Source organism: Vibrio anguillarum, assembly GCF_001989995.2.
Lineage (GTDB): Bacteria > Pseudomonadota > Gammaproteobacteria > Enterobacterales > Vibrionaceae > Vibrio > Vibrio anguillarum.
In genome coordinates this window covers 60,995-78,017 of sequence record NZ_JAHGUP010000040.1, presented here as the reverse complement: position 1 = coordinate 78,017, position 17,023 = coordinate 60,995, and the positions used below count along the sequence as shown (strand labels likewise).

The window sequence follows — 17,023 nt, the reverse complement described above, 5'->3', positions numbered from 1 at the left end:
GGATTTACTTACCTTACCATGCCGCTTTTGTTTAATTTTACTGGAGTAATTTATGACTAAGATTGTGATTATTGGTGGTGTCGCGGGTGGTGCATCCGCAGCGGCTCGTGCTCGTCGACTCAGCGAAGAAGCTGAAATCATTATGTTTGAGCGGGGCCCCTTCGTTTCATTTGCTAACTGTGGCTTGCCATATCACATCGGCGGTGACATCAAAGAGCGCAGCAATTTGCTGCTACAAACACCGGAAAGCTTTTTAGCGCGTTTTAATGTAGATGTGCGCACTATGAATGAAGTGCTGCGCATTAATCGTGCAGCGAAAACCATCACTGTACGCAATCTGCTGGATCAGTCAGAGTACCAAGAAAGTTATGATTTTTTGCTGCTTTCCCCTGGAGCGGGTCCTATTGTCCCGTCGATTCCTGGGATTCAAAACCCACTGACCCATTCGCTGCGCAACATTCCAGATATGGATAAAATCATCCAGACGCTGCAAATGAATAAACCTGAGCATGCAACTGTCGTCGGCGGTGGTTTTATCGGTTTGGAAATGATGGAAGCGTTCCATCACCTTGGTATCAAAACCACGCTGATCGAAATGGCTGATCAAGTAATGACACCTGTCGATAGTGAAATGGCGGGCTTTGCTCATGCGGAAATTCGCGCTAAAGGCATCGATTTACGTTTAGGTGTTGCCTTGAAATCGGTCGAATATAAACCAGCGACGACGTTACCTAGCACAGAATCGGGTGAAACTCTGGAGCACAAACACATCGAAGGTGAACTGGATCTTGTGCTCAGCAATGGTGAAATACTCACCACTGACATCCTGATTATGGCGATTGGTGTGCGTCCAGAAACCAAACTGGCTGCTGAAGCGGGCTTACAACTCGGTGAACTTGGTGGCATTTGGGTGAACGAACAGATGCAGACCAGCGATCCAGCGATTTACGCCGTCGGCGATGCGATCGAAGAAAAGGATTTTGTTACAGGCAAAGAAACGCTGGTTCCACTCGCAGGTCCTGCCAATCGCCAAGGTCGCATGGCAGCTGATAACATGCTTGGTCGTAACGAAACCTATCAAGGAACACAAGGAACCGCAATCTGTAAAATATTCGACTTAGCCGTGGCATCCACAGGCAAAAATGAGAAGCAACTAAAACGTGACGGCGTTGATTACGAAAAAGTGTACGTTCACACAGCCAGCCATGCGAGCTACTATCCGGGCGCTGAAGTGGTGTCGTTCAAAATGCTGTTCGATCCAAAATCAGGCAAAATCTTCGGGGCACAAGCGGTTGGTAAAGATGGCATCGACAAGCGTATCGACGTGATGGCTGTCGCTCAACGTGCAGGTATGACAGTAGAACAACTACAACACTTAGAGCTGACTTACGCGCCACCATACGGCAGCGCGAAAGATGTGATTAACCAAGCAGCTTTTGTCGCGACAAATATAATGAAAGGCGATGCAAAAGCCATCCATTTTGATCAAATCGATTCGCTAAGTGACACGCATATTATTTTGGATGTACGTAATCCAAGTGAACGTGAAAATGGTAATCATCTCAAAGGCGACATCAATATTCCGGTTGACCAACTTCGTCAACGTATGGATGAACTGCCCAAAGACAAAGAGATCATCATTTATTGCCAAGTCGGGTTGCGCGGTAATGTAGCCTACCGCCAACTGGCCAATAATGGCTTTAAAGCACGTAACTTGATTGGTGGGTTCCGTACTTATCTGTTTGCAAAACAATAAAAGATTCAATTGAGTGCTGCTGATGCGGCACTCTTTTTAAGTTAACCGATGTAAACCGCGATTGGCATATTAGTCTGTTCTTCAAGCTCTTTTAATTTCGCCAACAAAGCTGAGTTAATTTGATTGCCAGCGGTCAACATTAAGTTTCCATTGGGTAAGTACAAATCACGCTTAATTTTCATACCCGGTTTCACTTCACTCAAACCAATGCACAATTCTAGGCCATCCTCCAAGTGTTTTAACGAAGTTACTACCATTAAAAAAGCATCCACGACTGTGGGGTCATATAAGGTTCCAGCCTGCTCTTTTATATAACTCTGCGCACTTTTGGTATGCATACGACGTGGATTATTTGGTGATGCAATATAGTAGTCATAATCTTTAACCACTTTAATAATACGTGAACACAAAGGTATTTCTTCACCATGTAAATGGCCTGGCTTACCAGTACCGTCATACAACTCATCTTGGTGGCGAATGATCTCAACTAGTGGTTCAAAGCGCTTAATTCGGCCTAAAATCTCGGCACCTAATACAGAATTGGCATTAGGACTCTGAGGAATTGAGGTTTCTGGATCAACAATCAACTTTTCAAGTTCTTTATCTTTCGCGCCGATTAATCCTATTTGGTGCATCAAACCACACAAATAGACATGACTCACTTGGCTTTCAGGTAGTTTTAACCGCTGCGCTACTACCTTCGCTTGGTTAGCAATACGCTCTGCGTGATCGGCTGGGTGTCCCGTTCGATATTGAATGATCGCAGTAACCATACCCAATATGTCTTTAAACGTCTTGTTACGACTTATCAATAAATGTTCTAACTTTTTATTAGATGATTGCAGCTCTAACGTTCTCTCTTTTACCTTCTGCTCTAAATCTTGATTAAATTCAGCCAGCTTACGATTATTGTCTTCCAAGGCTAGATTCACCACTTCGAGCTCGCTATTGCGTTTTTCTAACTCGATAGCCAAATGTTCTCGCTCTTTTGTCAGACGATAAAACTCCGCTGCTTTTGAAACGATCAATTTTAGGTTTTCGTTATCCCATGGTTTGCCAATATAGGTATGAATTCCGCCGGAATTTACTGCCCTGACGGTTGACTGAATATCACTATATCCAGTAAGCAGGATACGAATCGTCTCAGGATATAATTCTTTTGATTTTGCGAGAAAATCGGCACCATCCATCTCTGGCATCCGCATATCAGAGATAATAATAGAGACCTCATGTTGCTCTAAATATTCCAAGGCTTCCTTTCCGCTATTAAAAGAAACTATGTCATAATCTGTACGCAAAACCCTCGTTAGTGATTTTAGAATTTCGCTCTCATCATCTAGCAGCAGAAGGCTAAGTCTATCACCACCAATCGCTATTTTTTGTGCGACATTTTCCATCGTTCCTCCTCCATTCTAGACAAATAACTGACCACGTCGTCTGATGATAATGCCTGACTCACCAAATGCCCCTGGATAATGGAACAGCCCAAGGTTTTCAATTTATCCGCTTGCTCCTGAGTATCAACCCATTCGGCGATCACTCCCATTTCAAGTGATTCAGCACTGTCTATCATTGCCCTCAGAATAACTTCATTGGACGCTGATTTGCCAATTGCTTGAACAAATCGTCCATCAATTTTAAGTACATCGAAAGGCATTTCGCACAGATATTCATAGCCCGCATATCCAGTTCCAAAATCATCCAGTGCACAGCTCAATCCCAACCCTTTCAGTTTACTGAGTTCTTGTTTCGCCTGAATAAAATCCTCAATAAAGTCATGCTCCGTTATCTCTATTGACAAGTTATTCAAACCGCAACTGAGCTTTGTAGTTAGCTTAGTCAATAATTCGTAAAATTGCCCATTTATCAACATGTTCCCAGGCACATTAACACTGATATTTCGATCTTTAATTAGTTTCTGATGTTGTTTGATGAACATCAGTACGTCTTCCAATATTTTTTCGGTCAACACTTTAGTTAAACCATACTGCTCAATTATGGGTAAGAAACTGGCTGGATATTGCCACTCATTCTCAACTGTTTTGCGCCTAGCTAATGCTTCAAATCCACAAACATCACCAGTTACCGTCGATAGTTGCGGCTGATAAAACGCGCAGAAATAGCGTCTATCGATATCGTTTAATACAGAAAATAGCGCCAATAACTCTCGGGATTGAGGATCATTATCGAGCCAGTAAATCGGCAGTTGATGATGCAAACGCACTCGCGAGCGTTCATTAAGGTCAGCAATAGATATATCATCGACTTGATGCAACGATTTAACATCACAGAGCAAAACCGTGTATCTGGTTTTAATAAGATGTGTGTCGACTTCAACAGGCTGAGAGAGCCGCGAACATAGGCGCATCACAACTTGATAACCTTTGGGGCTGTATGGAATGCACATAAACAGCTTATCTTTGTAGCGATATATGGTTTCCGGCTCTGTATTACCATCACTCAGATGCCACGCCAGCGTTTTAATAAATTGATTACCAAGCGCTCCGCCGTATTGATGGTTAATTTCGTCTAAATTAGCAATATTCACCATGACCAAAGCGTATGAGGAGTCACCATGTTTTTTCAATTCGATAATCTGTTCATCTAACGTACGCCGGTTTTTTAAGTTCGTCAGCACATCACTACCTAGCAATGCTTCACGCTCCAATAAACTCAAACGTATGGTTTCAATCAGCTCCTCTCTATCCCATGGTTTTTGGAGAAAACGATGCAATTTCCCTTCGTTCAAAGCACGAGACAAACCTTTGATGTCAGCTTGACCAGATAGAATAATGGTTACAACATGAGGATACTTATTGCGAATATTGACGACCAGCTCTGTCCCATCCATATTAGGCATTCGATAATCAGAAATCACAATTTCGATAGGGTGCCGCTCTAAAATAGTCAGAGCCTCAAGGCCGCTACTCGCACAATGAACCACAGAAAAATGCGGTTTGAATTCACGAGTTAAAGCTTTAAGTACCGCTGGCTCATCATCTACAAGCAGAATTTCTTTATATCGAAACATACAATTACCCCAATCCTTTCATCGAATGATGAGGTGCAACATAAAGCGGTAAACGAATATAGACGCAGGTTCCTTGACCTATCGTCGACTGAATTTCAATTTTCCCGAGGTGCTCTTCTATGATTTCTTTCGCAACAGATAATCCAAGTCCTGTGCCATCACCGATACGCTTGGTGGTAAAAAAAGGATCAAAAACGTACACTAAATCTTCCGGACAAATGCCTTTACCGTTATCGCATACCGATAGACAGACACTAGATTTATTCTCGATTAATAAGCTGTTTTCCATATACAAGGCGACAGTGACTTCACCATCAGTATGAGAGAATGACTGTAACGCATTGACTAACAAATTAATCAGTACTTGTTGGAGCTTATGGGTTTGCCCTAGAACATAAAATGGTATTTGAGGAGGTTCATAATTTAAGCGTGCTTTCAGCTTCATTTCACCCAACACCATATTAGTCGCAGAGCTAACCACGTCTCTTAAATCGACCATTCCAACTGATAATTTGGACTCGTGATAATACACATTCAAGCTCGCTACAATGTTTTTAATACGCGAAAGCCCCTCTAAACTTTCCACAATGATAGACTCGCTATCATCAAGTATTTCTGCCAACTGACGGTCGTTGATCTGCTGGATCTCTGGGTGTGCCTTCACTTGGGCAAGATAGGAACTTAACGTGTTGAAATTACTCATCACAAAGCCGAGTGGATTATTGATTTCATGCGCAACACCGGCGGCCAATTTACCTAAAGAAACCCTTTTTGCATCTTGCTCATTTCGTTGAAGATCACTACTACTCTCCCGCATAGACGACAGTAATTTTAAGGCCATCTCAACCAGTAACATGCCTTCTTGGATTTTTTCTAATTCACTTAAGTCAAAAGCATTCAGCGTTGTTCGCGCAAGAAACAGGCTATAGCGCCGCGTCAGTGAGGAGACGGAAAAGGTAACGCCACTTTTCCAAGCAGGAAAGTCATTGTGGTAGTCTGAGAATTTCCCCGTATCATTGGCTAAATCAGGAAAGTAACTAAACTCCGTATCGGCTAAGGTTGGGTATGTGCCTAACTTCATTGCATCGGTGATTGGAAAACTAGAACGCAGTATCTTGAGCCTCTGCTCAGAATTGTAAGAAAATAGCACGATATGTGTATTAGGGAATAAAGGCTGAACATGAGTAATAAACTGATCTAACTTGTCTTCTTGTGATTGATTTGAAAACATAACTCCTAGCAAAGAAAGTACGACGTAGTGAAATGTTGAGTCCAAGCTGTGTTCTTCTTGAAAGCGTCTATTCTCTTCCTGTTGCTGGGTTTTACTCACATGCATACTCCCTAATCAGATAACGATCATTTTCACTCTATTGCTAGTGTAGCCAATTCGACTGCGTCTATCGGTAACGTAATGATGAATTCAGTACCTTTATTAACTTCGCTATGAACTGCAATGGTGCCTTTATGACCTTTGATGATCCCGTACGAAACTGATAAACCTAATCCTGTGCCGGACCCAACCGCTTTGGTGGTAAAGAAGGGTTCAAAGATGCGATCTTTAATCGCATCAGGAATACCGCTTCCCGTATCTTTAATGCGAATTTCAACCTGTTTCTCATTTAACTTGGCTAATGAGATGGTGATGGTGCCTTCTCCGACAATCGCCTGACTTGCATTGACAAGAATATTAAGAAGGACTTGGTTAATCTGCATTGGCTGGCAATACACTTCAGGCACGTTTTCTTGATATATTTTCTCTAAAGTAATGTTGTATTTGATTTCGTTATTGATGATTTTCAGCGTTGATTCGATACAGTTTTCCAAATTTGCGTAGCTCCATTCAGAACCATCAACGTGTGAAAACTCTTTTAAATTTTTCACAATGGCCATTACTCGAGATGAACCTTCTAGTGATTCTGAAATCAAATCAGCCGTATCTTCTAAAATAAAATCAATCTGTTTCTCTTGTAGTAATGACTCACACTTTGCCGCTAAAACGGTATTATTTGCTTGTGAAACCTGTTGTTTTATCCCTTCTAAAACGGCGGCTAGCGTTTGAAAATAGTCACTCAGTGTTTGAATATTGGATGTGATAAAACCCACTGGATTATTGATCTCATGAGCAATGCCTGCCGAAAGCTGCCCAATAGAGGCCATTTTCTCTGATTGCAGTAGTTGTCCTTGAGCATCTTCGAGTTTTTTAATCAACACTTTTTGCGCTTGATGTTCTTGCTCTAATTGATAAGAAATGCGTTTAAGTTCCTGCTGCTGGCTAGCTTGTATCGTTACATCATAGACGCATATACAAACATGCTCGATGGTCCCATCTTCACTATGAATAGGGATGATCTCCAAATCTTGATACATCTGATCTTCTTCGCCCGATACAGGGCGGGAGCTTTTAAAGGGCAGTAGATGAGGCTTTTGCTCCCAGCTACTAAAGCTTGAAGTTTCAATCACCAATGCCGTATCAATTTTTCGTTTAAGGTAGTCTGCGGAATGGGGAAATAGTTCAAGTATGTTCTTTCCTTGCATCACATCACCATCAAAAATGACTCGGGATTGGAAATAGTCATTCGCTTTCACGATAATGTAATCCTGCCGTACTATGCACAACGCAAAAGAGAGTTGATCCAGCAGATCAGAAAGCAGTAAGCGGCTTTTTCCCATTCCAAACTCCTACATCAACTCATCGAGGTGAATGAGTACCTTATCTAATTCGTTGTCTGCAAAACAGATGATGGTTTTAGCAGAGAATGACGCTTTTTCGACTAAAAAAGAGATTTCCATAATTAAAGATAGCTTCCACTGAGAAATGGGGAGCGGCTGTGTTGACGGATAAAACAGCACTGGAGACTGAATTTTAGTTTTTATGTCTATTTGCTGACATAGACCCTTTAGACTTGCACCAGATAAAATATTCGAGATATCTAAAATGCTCTCTTCTAGGCTCACGACATCTTGAGCATCACCTGTTGATTGTTTTAGATCGCTCACTATCTGTTCACAGCCTTTTCTGCTCATTAAGGTCACTAACTCACCATCCATGCCACCAAAAAAAGACTGCCGAGTGTAGTAATAATCGGTTTCATAAGATTGCAGTTGCGCTAAATCCTCATCCGTTGCCACTCCAATACTGGGTACAGATATAGTGACGTGTAAATTAAGTAAGGTAGCCAGTTTATTTGCTGCTCTGCCCATTGAGATATTCATAAATTCTTGCAGGGCGTCTTTATGGTCTTCTGAAAGTGCCATTGTCATAATAGTCCTACCTCGTGCAATGTTTGTTTTAGCTGTGCTGGGTCAAGTGGTTTTTGCAAAAAGGTGACTGCACCGAGTTCTCTTACGCGCTGCTGAGCAAAAGGTTGAATATCGGCACTAATGACAATGACAATACTTTTAGCATCAATGCTATGCAAATATTCAAGGACTTGGAAGCCATCCATTTCTGGCATGGTCAAATCTAAAAACATCACTTCAGCGCACCCATTTTGGTAATTGACTAGGGCTTCTTTGCCATTTTGGGCTTCGTTGATTTCCACATCCCACTCTTCAGGAATCGCCCTCATTACCGCTTTTCTCGACATCTTTGAATCGTCTGCTATTGTAATTTTAATTGCCATGCTCGCTCCCTCTAACCAAAAAAAGTAATTATATAATTACTCAATAAATATGGGTTTTAGCTCAACTAATACGCTTGCAATGGAACTTGGTACACCGTCAATCAGTGTTTGGTAGCTCTCATTTTCCTTACATGCTTCTATACGATTTGCAAGCCCCACAATACTGCCAAGTACAACAGATTTGTCATCTGAAAAAAAATCACTCTTACTTTGATTAAGAACGATCTCTCCAATCTCTGAACCGTATCCCCATATCATCAGCATATATGCCGTTACTATGTAGTAATCAGCATATTCTTGTTGAAGCTCCAAGAAAGAATCAACATTATGGATATCAGCGCCTTCCTCCATCAAAATCAATTTTCCGATTGCGGTAAGCAAGCTTGAGACAAACACCCGATCTTTATCTTGTAGGGAGTACCCCAAGTTTTTAGCCAGTAAACGGGATATATAGCTCACCCTCAGCGCCTGTTCTGAAATATCTTGGTGAGCCTTTTTTGAAACTAAGCTGTTAGCGTGATGGCTCAATAACGATATGGCGATACTCTCCACTAAAGTTGCGCCTAAACGTCCAACAGCTTCCGATAATGAATCTGTGGTTCGACGAAAACCCAAGTAAGAAGAATTGGCAATTTGAAACACTCGTGCAACTAATACAGGCTCATGGCTAATGGTGTCTGCTATCGATTGAAGATCACAAGTAGGAGAGGCAATAGTTTGTTGTAAACGGTGTATCGAATTGGGTAACACCGGAAGATCTTTCAAGCTTCCGAGTTTAGTTCGACACTCACTGTTAAACGGCATTTGATAAAGACGTTCGGTACATTCAAATAAGCGTTCAAAGTCCTCTTGTGTGAATGGCTTAGGCAGAACGAAGTGGGAATACGCATGCGCTTTTTGAGGCAAATTCTCCTGCGTATTCCCAGTTAAAAGAGCTCTCACTACTTGCGGGTAAGACTGCTTTACCTCTTTTAAAAGCTCATCGCCACATTTATGCGGCATGAGTAAATCTGAAATGATAATGGCTGGCGGTTGGCAATTATGCTTATTCCATTCTGACAACCAATCTAGTGGCTCTGAAACGAGTATAATTTCCCATTCTGGACGAATACGCCTGATCAAACGAGCAATGGCTTTAAGCATAAAAACATCATCATCTATGCACATGACTTTCAAATGTACTTTTTCCATTTGATTCTCACTTAGCTTCATTGTTTTATTTATTCATATATTGGTTGATTTCGTCCAACAACAGCTTACTTTGATCATTGATCGAACTGATTGAAAACTCGGTGTCTTGAGTAACATTGGTTAGATTATCAGTTGCGACTTCAAGTTTCTGGAATTCAGACGCTAATACATCCGCTCCGACAAACCGAGATGACGATTTCATGGTGTGTGAAATGTGGTGAATCACCTCAACTTGGTTGCAACAAAGCGCACTGCTAAGTTTGTTCAAAGCTTCCAACAGGCTTTTTCGATAGCCGCACAGCATCTCATTCACATTCTCTTCACCAACCATATCCGCCACCCTCTCTGGTGAAAAATACTGCAATCCGTCCATAAAGTGCACCCATAAGCCAAAAAAGTTGATATATGCATCCTGACTTCTAATCCAAAGCGTTAGTACTAGTGTAGACCATATTGCTTAAGTGCTAACAAAAAAGAGCGAGTGAAGTGTATGTATTAGCTTAATACTGCATTGGTAACATCGTAAGAAATAAAGCAATTTCTACCTTGATGCTTTGCTTGGTACAAGGCTTCGTCGGCCAGATTGTAAATATTAGCGATAGACTCAGTACCATTCGGCGTTAACGAGATGACACCTTGAGATAAGGTGACATGATCAGCAATTTCGCTGTATTGATGAGGATAGTGTGCCTTGATCATTGATTGTTGGATTCGCTCAGCGGCGATCAGTGCTTGTTCATAATTGGCATTACCCAGCAGCACTAAAAACTCTTCACCGCCATATCGCCCTACATACTCACCAGTGCGCACAAATAACTGATTCACCGTTTGCGCAATGCTAATCAAGCAGTTATCTCCTTCTATATGGCCGTAGTTATCGTTAAACCGTTTGAAATAGTCCACATCGATTAAAATGAGGCTCATTGGAAATTTGTGCCGCCCATGCCAACTGATCATCTCTTTAAGTTTGTCATCTATAAATCGACGATTAAAGACTTGTGTTAAGCCATCTTCATTTGCTTGCTGCTGCAAAACACGATTTAGCTCTTCAAGTTTAACCGTTGCGCGTTTAAGCTCTCGACGCATACTTGCAATACGCTGCATGGCTAATAATTTGGAGTTGAGTACCAGTTTATCGACTGGCTTGGTTAAGTAATCATCACCGCCTGCCTCTATCGCTTGCGCGATCATCGACGGTTCATCATGCCCACTTAAAAAGATAATCGGCACCCATTCATGGTATTGCTGACGTATTTTTTTCGATAATTCAAAACCATTCATGCCGGGCATCGAAATATCCATCAGAATCAGTTCTGGATCAAATTGGCAATAGCTATCCAATGCCGCTTGCCCACTGGCAACCGCCTCCACGTGATGACCGAGCTGTTTAAGACGAATGGTGAGTTGCATTCGATCCAGTTGTACGTCATCGACCAGCAAGATCCTCATAGAAGAGCCCGAACTTACCATCTGTAACCCCTTTAAATTTCAATCATATGCTTACGTATAACATAGATTTATTCACTTTCTTTGTTTAATTTTGCGCACAACATTGACTTTTCGCTATAAATTTTTAGCATGTAGCTTTTCCCCTAAAGAGATATCTTCATGTCTGAAGTAAAGCAAACCGAACAACCTGTAGTGGACTTAGACGCCATCTCGCCAGAATTGCGCCAAGTAATTGAATTTGATCAAGTGCCACAAGAGATGTACTACATGGTCGTGTCTATACATGAAGTCTCTGAAGAAGCGGTACGCGAGTCTTGGAACTCTCTACCAGCCAGTGCGCAAAATGTGTTGGATAATTTTGAACAGTTTCATGCGTTGATCTCTGTCAGCCAAGCTTTTGCTGGTGTCAATGTCATGGAGGAGTTCCCAACATTGAATTTACCGAAAGAGATGACAGACCAAGATAAAGAAGAGTACCGAGCAGAGCTTCTTGATCAAGTGCTGCATAACTGTGTGAAAGATATGGTTAAACAGATCAAAAAAGCACGCCGCGACCCGATTCTAAAACGCGACTTTAAAGACGTGTTTGCAAAATAAAACGCACACCATTGAGCATAAAGCCGTCAATTTTATATGACGGCTTTTTCTATTGAGCCTGAACTCGGGATAAGAGAGGCTTAGGTTATCGAATCAATACATTAATAATGAAAAACATTAATGCGTTAAGACAATATCACGCTGCGACACGCTCACGCCTTTAATTTGCACATACAGCGAATCACCAACATTCAGTTGTAGCTCATCGGCCGCCCATTTGGTTACCGCAGCCCACAGGTAACACCCTTCGCCTAACTTGAGTTTTATCCCCACACTCTGTTTATCAGTACCTAGAGGCTGCTTTTCAAGCTGGCAAATCTGCGCAGGCAGAATATTACGAATTGACGTCCGGTTTGGCTTATCAAGCGCCACCGAAACATCATTTGCACGGATCTGTAATCGCAGTGCAGAGCCTACCTCGCCTTCCACATATTGCACCCAAAGTTTGACATCATCTGCAAGCGAGACCTGTGTGAGCGCATAATCTTTGTTGTGCTGGCAGATGTGGGCAGAAAACAGACTACTTTGGTCGGCAAATGATTGCCAAGGACGCATATAATTTGAAGACCACACTTGCTCTAGCTCACCGCTTATCAGCACAGCGCCCTGTTCTAACACAACTAAATAATTAGCCAGACGCAAAATTTCATTCATGCTGTGCGTCACATAGAGAATTGGAATATGTACGCTATGAGCCAGCTCTTCCAAAAAAGGCATCACTTCACGTTTGCGCGGCATATCGAGCGATGCCAACGGCTCATCCATCAATAAAATATCTGGCTTGGATAGTAAGGCTCGGCCAATCGCTACTCGCTGTTTCTCCCCACCCGATAAATCATGCGGATAACGTGTAAGTAATGGCGCTAAAGCCAATAATTTTACGATAGCGGCGAAGTGGTCGGCATCCTTTTTTTTGACACCATAGTTTAAATTGCCATGAACGGTGTAATGTGGAAACAATCGAGCATCTTGAAAAACGTAACCAACATTGCGCTTTTCAACAGGCAAGTTAATCTTTTTTCGTTGGCTAAATAGGATGCGGCCATTGATCTCGATTTCACCAAGTTCAGGCTTCACCAATCCACTAATAATATTGATGAAGGAGGTTTTCCCCGCCCCTGAACGCCCGAAAACAGCACAAATACCACGGCTTGGTAAAACCAAATCCGCATTAAGCTTGATATCACCTAACTGTTTTCCAAATTGAATCTTTAACCCACTCATCATTGAGTCCCTAAGCGCCGAGTCATTCGGCGGCTAATCACTTCAGAAATGAATAACGAAGCCAAGGCAATCGCGATCGAGATAATACACAAACGCATCGCTTCCATTTCGGCTCCTGGCGTTTCTAAAAAGTTATACATCGCAAGAGGAAGCGTTTGTGTTTCACCGGGAATATTGGACACAAAGCTAATGGTGGCTCCAAACTCACCTAGGCTGCGAGCAAAAGAGAGCATCGCGCCAGTGATCAGCCCGGGTATCGTTAAGGGTAATGTAATGGTCAAAAAAACTTTGAGTGGTGAAGCGCCTAAGGTTCGAGCCGCTTGCTCTAACTTAGGATCGACGCTTTCAAGGCTTAAACGAATCGCACGAACCATCAAGGGCAGTGCGATGATGACACACGCCAACACGGCTCCACGCCAACTGAAGCTGAAACGCAAGCCAAACATATTATCAAGCCACTGCCCAATTACACCTTGTTTACCCATGGTGATCAACAGAAGATACCCTACGACCACTGGCGGTAAAACGAGCGGCAAATGCACTAGGCTATCCAATATACTTTTACCCCAAAACTGCTTTCTGGCGAGTAGCCACGCAAAAAACATTCCCAGCGGTAAAAGCCAAAGCACGGTATAAATCGCGACTTTTAAGCTCAGTTGCAGTGCAACCCATTCGTACTCAGAAAGCAAAGGAATCCGTTCCTGTCATCACGCTAAAACCGTAGTTCTGTAAGATACTTTTTGCTTGATCGCTGCGTAAAAAAAGCATGAATTGATTCACCGTATCACGCTCAGTTAGCTGCACTAAAGGATAATGGATGGCGCTGTGTAGGCTTGAATCAAATTCGTGTACCACTTTGACCTTATTGCTCATCAATGCATCCGTCTTATATACAATACCAAGTGCGGCTTCTTGACGTTCCACTAGCGCAAGCGCTAAACGTACGTTATTGGTTTGAGCCAGCATAGGGGCGAGCGCCGACCACACTTTTAACTTTTCTAGTGCCTCTTTGGCATACATTCCCACAGGCACCGCCATTGTGTTACCTATCGCTAAACGTGAACCGTTCAAGGCGTCAAGCCATGCCGCAACATCATTTACTACCAGCGAATTGAGCTTCGACGATTGAGGGGCGATAAGCACCAGCTGATTTCCAGCCAACAATGTGACCTTATCGCTCGTCACAATGTTCTTGTTAAGCAAGTGAGTAACCCAGTTATCATTGGCTGAAATAAAAATATCCGCTGGTGCACCTTGCTCAATTTGACGAGCAAGCGCGGATGAACCCGCATAAACGGGCACAATATCTAACGGTTGTTTCGGCTGGTAAGCCGCAATCAATTCATTAACCGCATTCGTCATGGATGACGCTGCATAAACAGTGATTTTCTCTTGTGCATAAACCGCCGTACAGCACAGCATGGCGACGATAGAGAGCAGTATTTTTCTCATGTTAACGCTCCGTTAATTCTGGCCATAATAAGGCCAAGTTCAAATGCTCTTCAATCGCATCCGCAATGCGGTTAATGGCTTGTTCTTTTTGCGCCACATGATCGTAATAACTTATATCAGCGGCACCAGCCCAGCGACAGATAAGCTCAGTTGCAGGAAAACTATCAAAAATTCCGTGCATGTAAGTCCCCAACACTTGCTGGCAATCACTTAATAAACCGTCACGGTTGCCATTGTCTAACGTGATGATTGCTGAGGATGATGCATCATCGAGCGTTGTGCGTCCAACGTGGATCTCGTAGCCTGAGACCTTCGCTTTACCTTGCGGTAAAATAAGCTCGCCTTGAACATTCCTGAGCGTTTTTTCAGCAGTGAGTTCTGTACTGACGTTCAACAACCCCAGTCCTTCACTTTCGCCCGCTTCACCTTCAACGCCGAGTGGATCGCGAATTACCCGACCTAACATTTGGTAACCACCACAAATGCCCATCACTTTGCCTCCGAAACGCAAGTGACGTTTGATATCCTGATCCCAATCTTGCGAGCGAAGATACGCAAGATCGTCCCTTACAGATTTACTGCCCGGAAGCAGAATCAGATCCGCATTTTCGATCCGTTCACCCTTTCCCACATAACGTAAGTCAACATCAGGATTTAAACGCAACGCATCAAAATCAGTATGGTTACTAATGCGAGTCAACACTGGCACCACAATATTCAATTTACTGTTGCTGCTGAGGGTTTGCGCTTGAGTGATCGCATCTTCAGCTTCTAAATCAAAGCCATGTAAATAAGGCAGCACACCAATGACGGGTTTACCCGTTTTTGCTTCTAACCAATCAAGGCCAGATTGCAGTAACGCAATATCACCTCGAAAGCGGTTAATCACAAACCCTTTTACACGCAGCTGTTCCGATTCAGAAAGCAGTGCTAACGTGCCATACAGATGAGCAAATACACCGCCTCTATCAATATCGGCAATGATAATCACAGGTACATCGGCCGCTTCAGCAAACCCCATGTTAGCAATGTCGTTTTCGCGTAGGTTGATTTCAGCCGGGCTTCCCGCCCCTTCAATCATGACACTTTGATACTCGGCTTGTAACCGAGCGTAGGAATCAAGCACAGTATTCATCGCGACTTTCTTATAATCGTGATAACCCGTTGCTTCCATATTAGAGAGCGCTCTGCCTTGCAGGATAACCTGCGCACCCGTGTCTGAATTTGGCTTGAGTAATACAGGGTTCATGTGTACCGATGGCTCAACGCCACACGCTTGAGCCTGAACAGCTTGCGCTCTCCCGATTTCGCCACCATCGGCCGTCACCGCACTATTGAGCGCCATGTTTTGCGGCTTAAAAGGGGCTACTTTTATTCCTCGACGTGCTAACACTCGGCATAAGCCTGCAACTAGCACACTTTTTCCAGCGTCGGAAGTGGTGCCCTGCACCATCAATGACCTTAATGTTGATTCCATATTAACTCTACGATAGGCGTTTGCTGGTAATCATACCGTCACAGCTGCTACTCACTCAATAAAATGAATGGAATATTAATGTTCCGCTCAGAGTGTGTTCAACATCTTAGTGTTTAAATCGCTTCATCAAAACAACAAACCCATAGAGGAATTAAAAATGAAACGTACAACACTAGCCCTAGCAGCTTCGATGATTATTGCTCCTGTTTTCGCTTTTGCAGGTAACCATAACCAAAACAGTAATACCATCAATTACAATGGTCCTATCGAACTTACGTCTGTGGAATCGTTGCTAAAAGACACCAATATGTTTACAGAAAAGCATGTTGTGGTTGAAGGAAAGTTGATTCGTCAAATCAGAAAAGACACATTCGTATTCAGTGATGGCAACGGTGAGATTCAAGTAGAACTGGATGATGATATCCACTTCACAGCACCACTCAATGCCGAGACTAAGGTTCGCCTTTATGGCGAATATGAAGGAGGACTGACACCTGAAATCGAAGTGGATCAGATCCAAGTTCTATAATCATTACTGTTTATTGCTCTCTTGATGGTAAAACACAAAAAATAAGATGGATTTTTTTGTGAAAATGGCCTGTAATTTGCAGGCCATTGCTGTATCTTATTCAGCTTAATTTTCATCTTTTCAGGACGAAGCGTACATGTATAAAAAAGCGTACTCACTAGGCCTAGTCGGTTTGTCATGCGTTCTTTCTTTCTCTGCGCAAGCTAACAATTTTAATTATAACTTCTTTGAAGTCAGAACCGCTATCAGCCCTGAATCCTCAGGTGCAGAATTTAGTACTTATTTAACCGATAACACACACCTGGTCGCTCGTTACGATTCGAGATTTGACGGAGATTGGGATGCCGCTGGCGGAATTGGCTTTAACGGTCCAATAAACCAATTTGCTGATGTCTACGGACAAATGCTTGTTCACCACATTAGACCTACCGATGAACAGGGTGGCAAAAGCGAAACCCAGTTGGAGTTTAATATTGGCAGCCGGATCTGGTTATCGAGCCAAATTGAAGCCAATATTAAACTGGGTAAGAACGATGAACACTCGGTATTTTGCGCTGGATTACGTTTTCACTCTACCGAACAATTATCGTTAGGAGCTGAAACCAAAAACAACGGCGTTTACGGCCCACAGATCGTCATGAATGTTCGTTTTCAGTTCTAAAAACGTAAAGCGGCCTTCAGGCTTAAGCGCATG

General features: G+C 42.8%; 16 protein-coding genes and 2 pseudogenes. 4 read left to right on the top strand and 14 right to left on the bottom strand.

Going from position 1 to position 17,023, the window contains the following annotated elements:
• Positions 1 to 52: 52 nt before the first annotated feature.
• The gene (locus PL85_RS11025) at positions 53 to 1,756 is read left to right on the top strand and encodes an FAD-dependent oxidoreductase (protein WP_115340230.1); all 1,704 of its coding nucleotides are present in this window, start codon (positions 53 to 55) and stop codon (positions 1,754 to 1,756) included.
• 41 nt (positions 1,757 to 1,797) lie between these two features.
• On the opposite strand, the gene PL85_RS11020 is transcribed toward PL85_RS11025, so the two are convergent.
• The 10 genes and pseudogenes from PL85_RS11020 to PL85_RS10980 all read right to left on the bottom strand — a co-directional run bounded on the left by PL85_RS11020 (position 1,798) and on the right by PL85_RS10980 (position 11,071).
• The gene (locus PL85_RS11020; RefSeq protein ID WP_013867873.1) at positions 1,798 to 3,153 is read right to left on the bottom strand and encodes a response regulator c-di-GMP phosphodiesterase, NosR family; all 1,356 of its coding nucleotides are present in this window, start codon (positions 3,151 to 3,153) and stop codon (positions 1,798 to 1,800) included.
• Positions 3,129 to 4,787 (bottom strand): EAL domain-containing protein, encoded by a 1,659-nt coding sequence (locus PL85_RS11015; protein WP_013867874.1) that lies wholly within the window; start codon positions 4,785 to 4,787, stop codon positions 3,129 to 3,131. Before PL85_RS11015 ends, PL85_RS11020 begins: the two co-directional genes overlap by 25 nt.
• A 4-nt stretch (positions 4,788 to 4,791) precedes the next feature.
• Positions 4,792 to 6,123 (bottom strand): sensor histidine kinase, encoded by a 1,332-nt coding sequence (locus tag PL85_RS11010; protein WP_115340231.1) that lies wholly within the window; start codon positions 6,121 to 6,123, stop codon positions 4,792 to 4,794.
• A 26-nt stretch (positions 6,124 to 6,149) separates the two neighbouring features.
• Positions 6,150 to 6,749: pseudogene (locus tag PL85_RS19090) on the bottom strand (sensor histidine kinase); the annotation flags it as partial.
• Positions 6,750 to 6,814: 65 nt separating this feature from the next.
• Positions 6,815 to 7,457 (bottom strand): annotated as a pseudogene (locus PL85_RS19085) (PAS domain-containing protein); the annotation flags it as partial.
• 9 nt (positions 7,458 to 7,466) lie between these two features.
• Positions 7,467 to 8,048, bottom strand: coding sequence for a chemotaxis protein CheC (locus PL85_RS11000; RefSeq protein ID WP_013867877.1), 582 nt, complete (start codon positions 8,046 to 8,048; stop codon positions 7,467 to 7,469).
• Positions 8,045 to 8,410 (bottom strand): response regulator, encoded by a 366-nt coding sequence (locus PL85_RS10995; protein ID WP_019282209.1) that lies wholly within the window; start codon positions 8,408 to 8,410, stop codon positions 8,045 to 8,047. The genes PL85_RS11000 and PL85_RS10995 overlap by 4 nt, the downstream gene beginning before the upstream one ends.
• Before the next feature lie 36 nt (positions 8,411 to 8,446).
• Positions 8,447 to 9,622 carry an HDOD domain-containing protein gene (locus PL85_RS10990; protein ID WP_019282210.1) on the bottom strand — a complete coding sequence of 392 codons (1,176 nt, stop codon included), beginning with the start codon at positions 9,620 to 9,622 and terminating at the stop codon, positions 8,447 to 8,449.
• A gap of 4 nt (positions 9,623 to 9,626) precedes the next feature.
• Positions 9,627 to 9,932 (bottom strand): Hpt domain-containing protein, encoded by a 306-nt coding sequence (locus PL85_RS10985; protein ID WP_096037108.1) that lies wholly within the window; start codon positions 9,930 to 9,932, stop codon positions 9,627 to 9,629.
• Positions 9,933 to 10,096: 164 nt separating this feature from the next.
• Positions 10,097 to 11,071, bottom strand: a complete 975-nt coding sequence (locus PL85_RS10980; RefSeq protein ID WP_094145712.1) for a GGDEF domain-containing response regulator — start codon at positions 11,069 to 11,071, stop codon at positions 10,097 to 10,099.
• 138 nt (positions 11,072 to 11,209) lie between these two features.
• Here PL85_RS10980 and PL85_RS10975 point away from each other — a divergent pair, with 138 nt between their 5' ends.
• On the top strand, positions 11,210 to 11,647 hold the full coding sequence (locus tag PL85_RS10975) for a DUF3069 domain-containing protein (protein WP_017046416.1): 438 nt from the start codon (positions 11,210 to 11,212) through the stop codon (positions 11,645 to 11,647).
• 117 nt (positions 11,648 to 11,764) lie between these two features.
• Here the strand turns inward: PL85_RS10975 and modC are convergent, their stop codons facing one another.
• From modC to PL85_RS10955, 4 genes are read right to left on the bottom strand one after another with little or no spacing between them, the layout of a single operon-like run.
• Positions 11,765 to 12,871, bottom strand: a complete 1,107-nt coding sequence (modC, locus tag PL85_RS10970) for a molybdenum ABC transporter ATP-binding protein ModC (protein WP_172859078.1) — start codon at positions 12,869 to 12,871, stop codon at positions 11,765 to 11,767.
• A complete protein-coding gene (modB, locus tag PL85_RS10965) occupies positions 12,871 to 13,560 on the bottom strand; it encodes a molybdate ABC transporter permease subunit (protein WP_017046414.1) in 690 nt (229 codons plus the stop codon). Before modB ends, modC begins: the two co-directional genes overlap by 1 nt.
• Positions 13,550 to 14,323: a molybdate ABC transporter substrate-binding protein gene (gene modA / locus PL85_RS10960; RefSeq protein ID WP_115340232.1), complete on the bottom strand. Its 774-nt coding sequence runs from the start codon at positions 14,321 to 14,323 to the stop codon at positions 13,550 to 13,552. Before modA ends, modB begins: the two co-directional genes overlap by 11 nt.
• Position 14,324: 1 nt before the next feature.
• Positions 14,325 to 15,800, bottom strand: coding sequence for a cobyric acid synthase (locus tag PL85_RS10955; protein ID WP_115340233.1), 1,476 nt, complete (start codon positions 15,798 to 15,800; stop codon positions 14,325 to 14,327).
• A 157-nt stretch (positions 15,801 to 15,957) separates the two neighbouring features.
• Here PL85_RS10955 and PL85_RS10950 point away from each other — a divergent pair, with 157 nt between their 5' ends.
• Both PL85_RS10950 and PL85_RS10945 read left to right on the top strand, forming a co-directional pair.
• Positions 15,958 to 16,329, top strand: coding sequence for a YgiW/YdeI family stress tolerance OB fold protein (locus PL85_RS10950; protein ID WP_026029118.1), 372 nt, complete (start codon positions 15,958 to 15,960; stop codon positions 16,327 to 16,329).
• A 136-nt stretch (positions 16,330 to 16,465) separates the two neighbouring features.
• Positions 16,466 to 16,990, top strand: coding sequence for a hypothetical protein (locus PL85_RS10945; RefSeq protein ID WP_017046411.1), 525 nt, complete (start codon positions 16,466 to 16,468; stop codon positions 16,988 to 16,990).
• Positions 16,991 to 17,023: the final 33 nt, after the last annotated feature.

Bases quoted from the DNA above. Each gene is read 5' to 3' on its own strand.
- PL85_RS11025 (WP_115340230.1), top strand. From the start codon at position 53: ATGACTAAGATTGTGATTATTGGTGGTGTCGCGGGTGGTGCATCCGCA.
- PL85_RS11020 (WP_013867873.1), bottom strand. From the start codon at position 3,153: ATGGAAAATGTCGCACAAAAAATAGCGATTGGTGGTGATAGACTTAGC.
- PL85_RS11015 (WP_013867874.1), bottom strand. From the start codon at position 4,787: ATGTTTCGATATAAAGAAATTCTGCTTGTAGATGATGAGCCAGCGGTA.
- PL85_RS11010 (WP_115340231.1), bottom strand. From the start codon at position 6,123: ATGCATGTGAGTAAAACCCAGCAACAGGAAGAGAATAGACGCTTTCAA.
- PL85_RS11000 (WP_013867877.1), bottom strand. From the start codon at position 8,048: ATGACAATGGCACTTTCAGAAGACCATAAAGACGCCCTGCAAGAATTT.
- PL85_RS10995 (WP_019282209.1), bottom strand. From the start codon at position 8,410: ATGGCAATTAAAATTACAATAGCAGACGATTCAAAGATGTCGAGAAAA.
- PL85_RS10990 (WP_019282210.1), bottom strand. From the start codon at position 9,622: ATGAAGCTAAGTGAGAATCAAATGGAAAAAGTACATTTGAAAGTCATG.
- PL85_RS10985 (WP_096037108.1), bottom strand. From the start codon at position 9,932: ATGGTTGGTGAAGAGAATGTGAATGAGATGCTGTGCGGCTATCGAAAA.
- PL85_RS10980 (WP_094145712.1), bottom strand. From the start codon at position 11,071: ATGGTAAGTTCGGGCTCTTCTATGAGGATCTTGCTGGTCGATGACGTA.
- PL85_RS10975 (WP_017046416.1), top strand. From the start codon at position 11,210: ATGTCTGAAGTAAAGCAAACCGAACAACCTGTAGTGGACTTAGACGCC.
- modC (WP_172859078.1), bottom strand. From the start codon at position 12,871: ATGAGTGGGTTAAAGATTCAATTTGGAAAACAGTTAGGTGATATCAAG.
- modA (WP_115340232.1), bottom strand. From the start codon at position 14,323: ATGAGAAAAATACTGCTCTCTATCGTCGCCATGCTGTGCTGTACGGCG.
- PL85_RS10955 (WP_115340233.1), bottom strand. From the start codon at position 15,800: ATGGAATCAACATTAAGGTCATTGATGGTGCAGGGCACCACTTCCGAC.
- PL85_RS10950 (WP_026029118.1), top strand. From the start codon at position 15,958: ATGAAACGTACAACACTAGCCCTAGCAGCTTCGATGATTATTGCTCCT.
- PL85_RS10945 (WP_017046411.1), top strand. From the start codon at position 16,466: ATGTATAAAAAAGCGTACTCACTAGGCCTAGTCGGTTTGTCATGCGTT.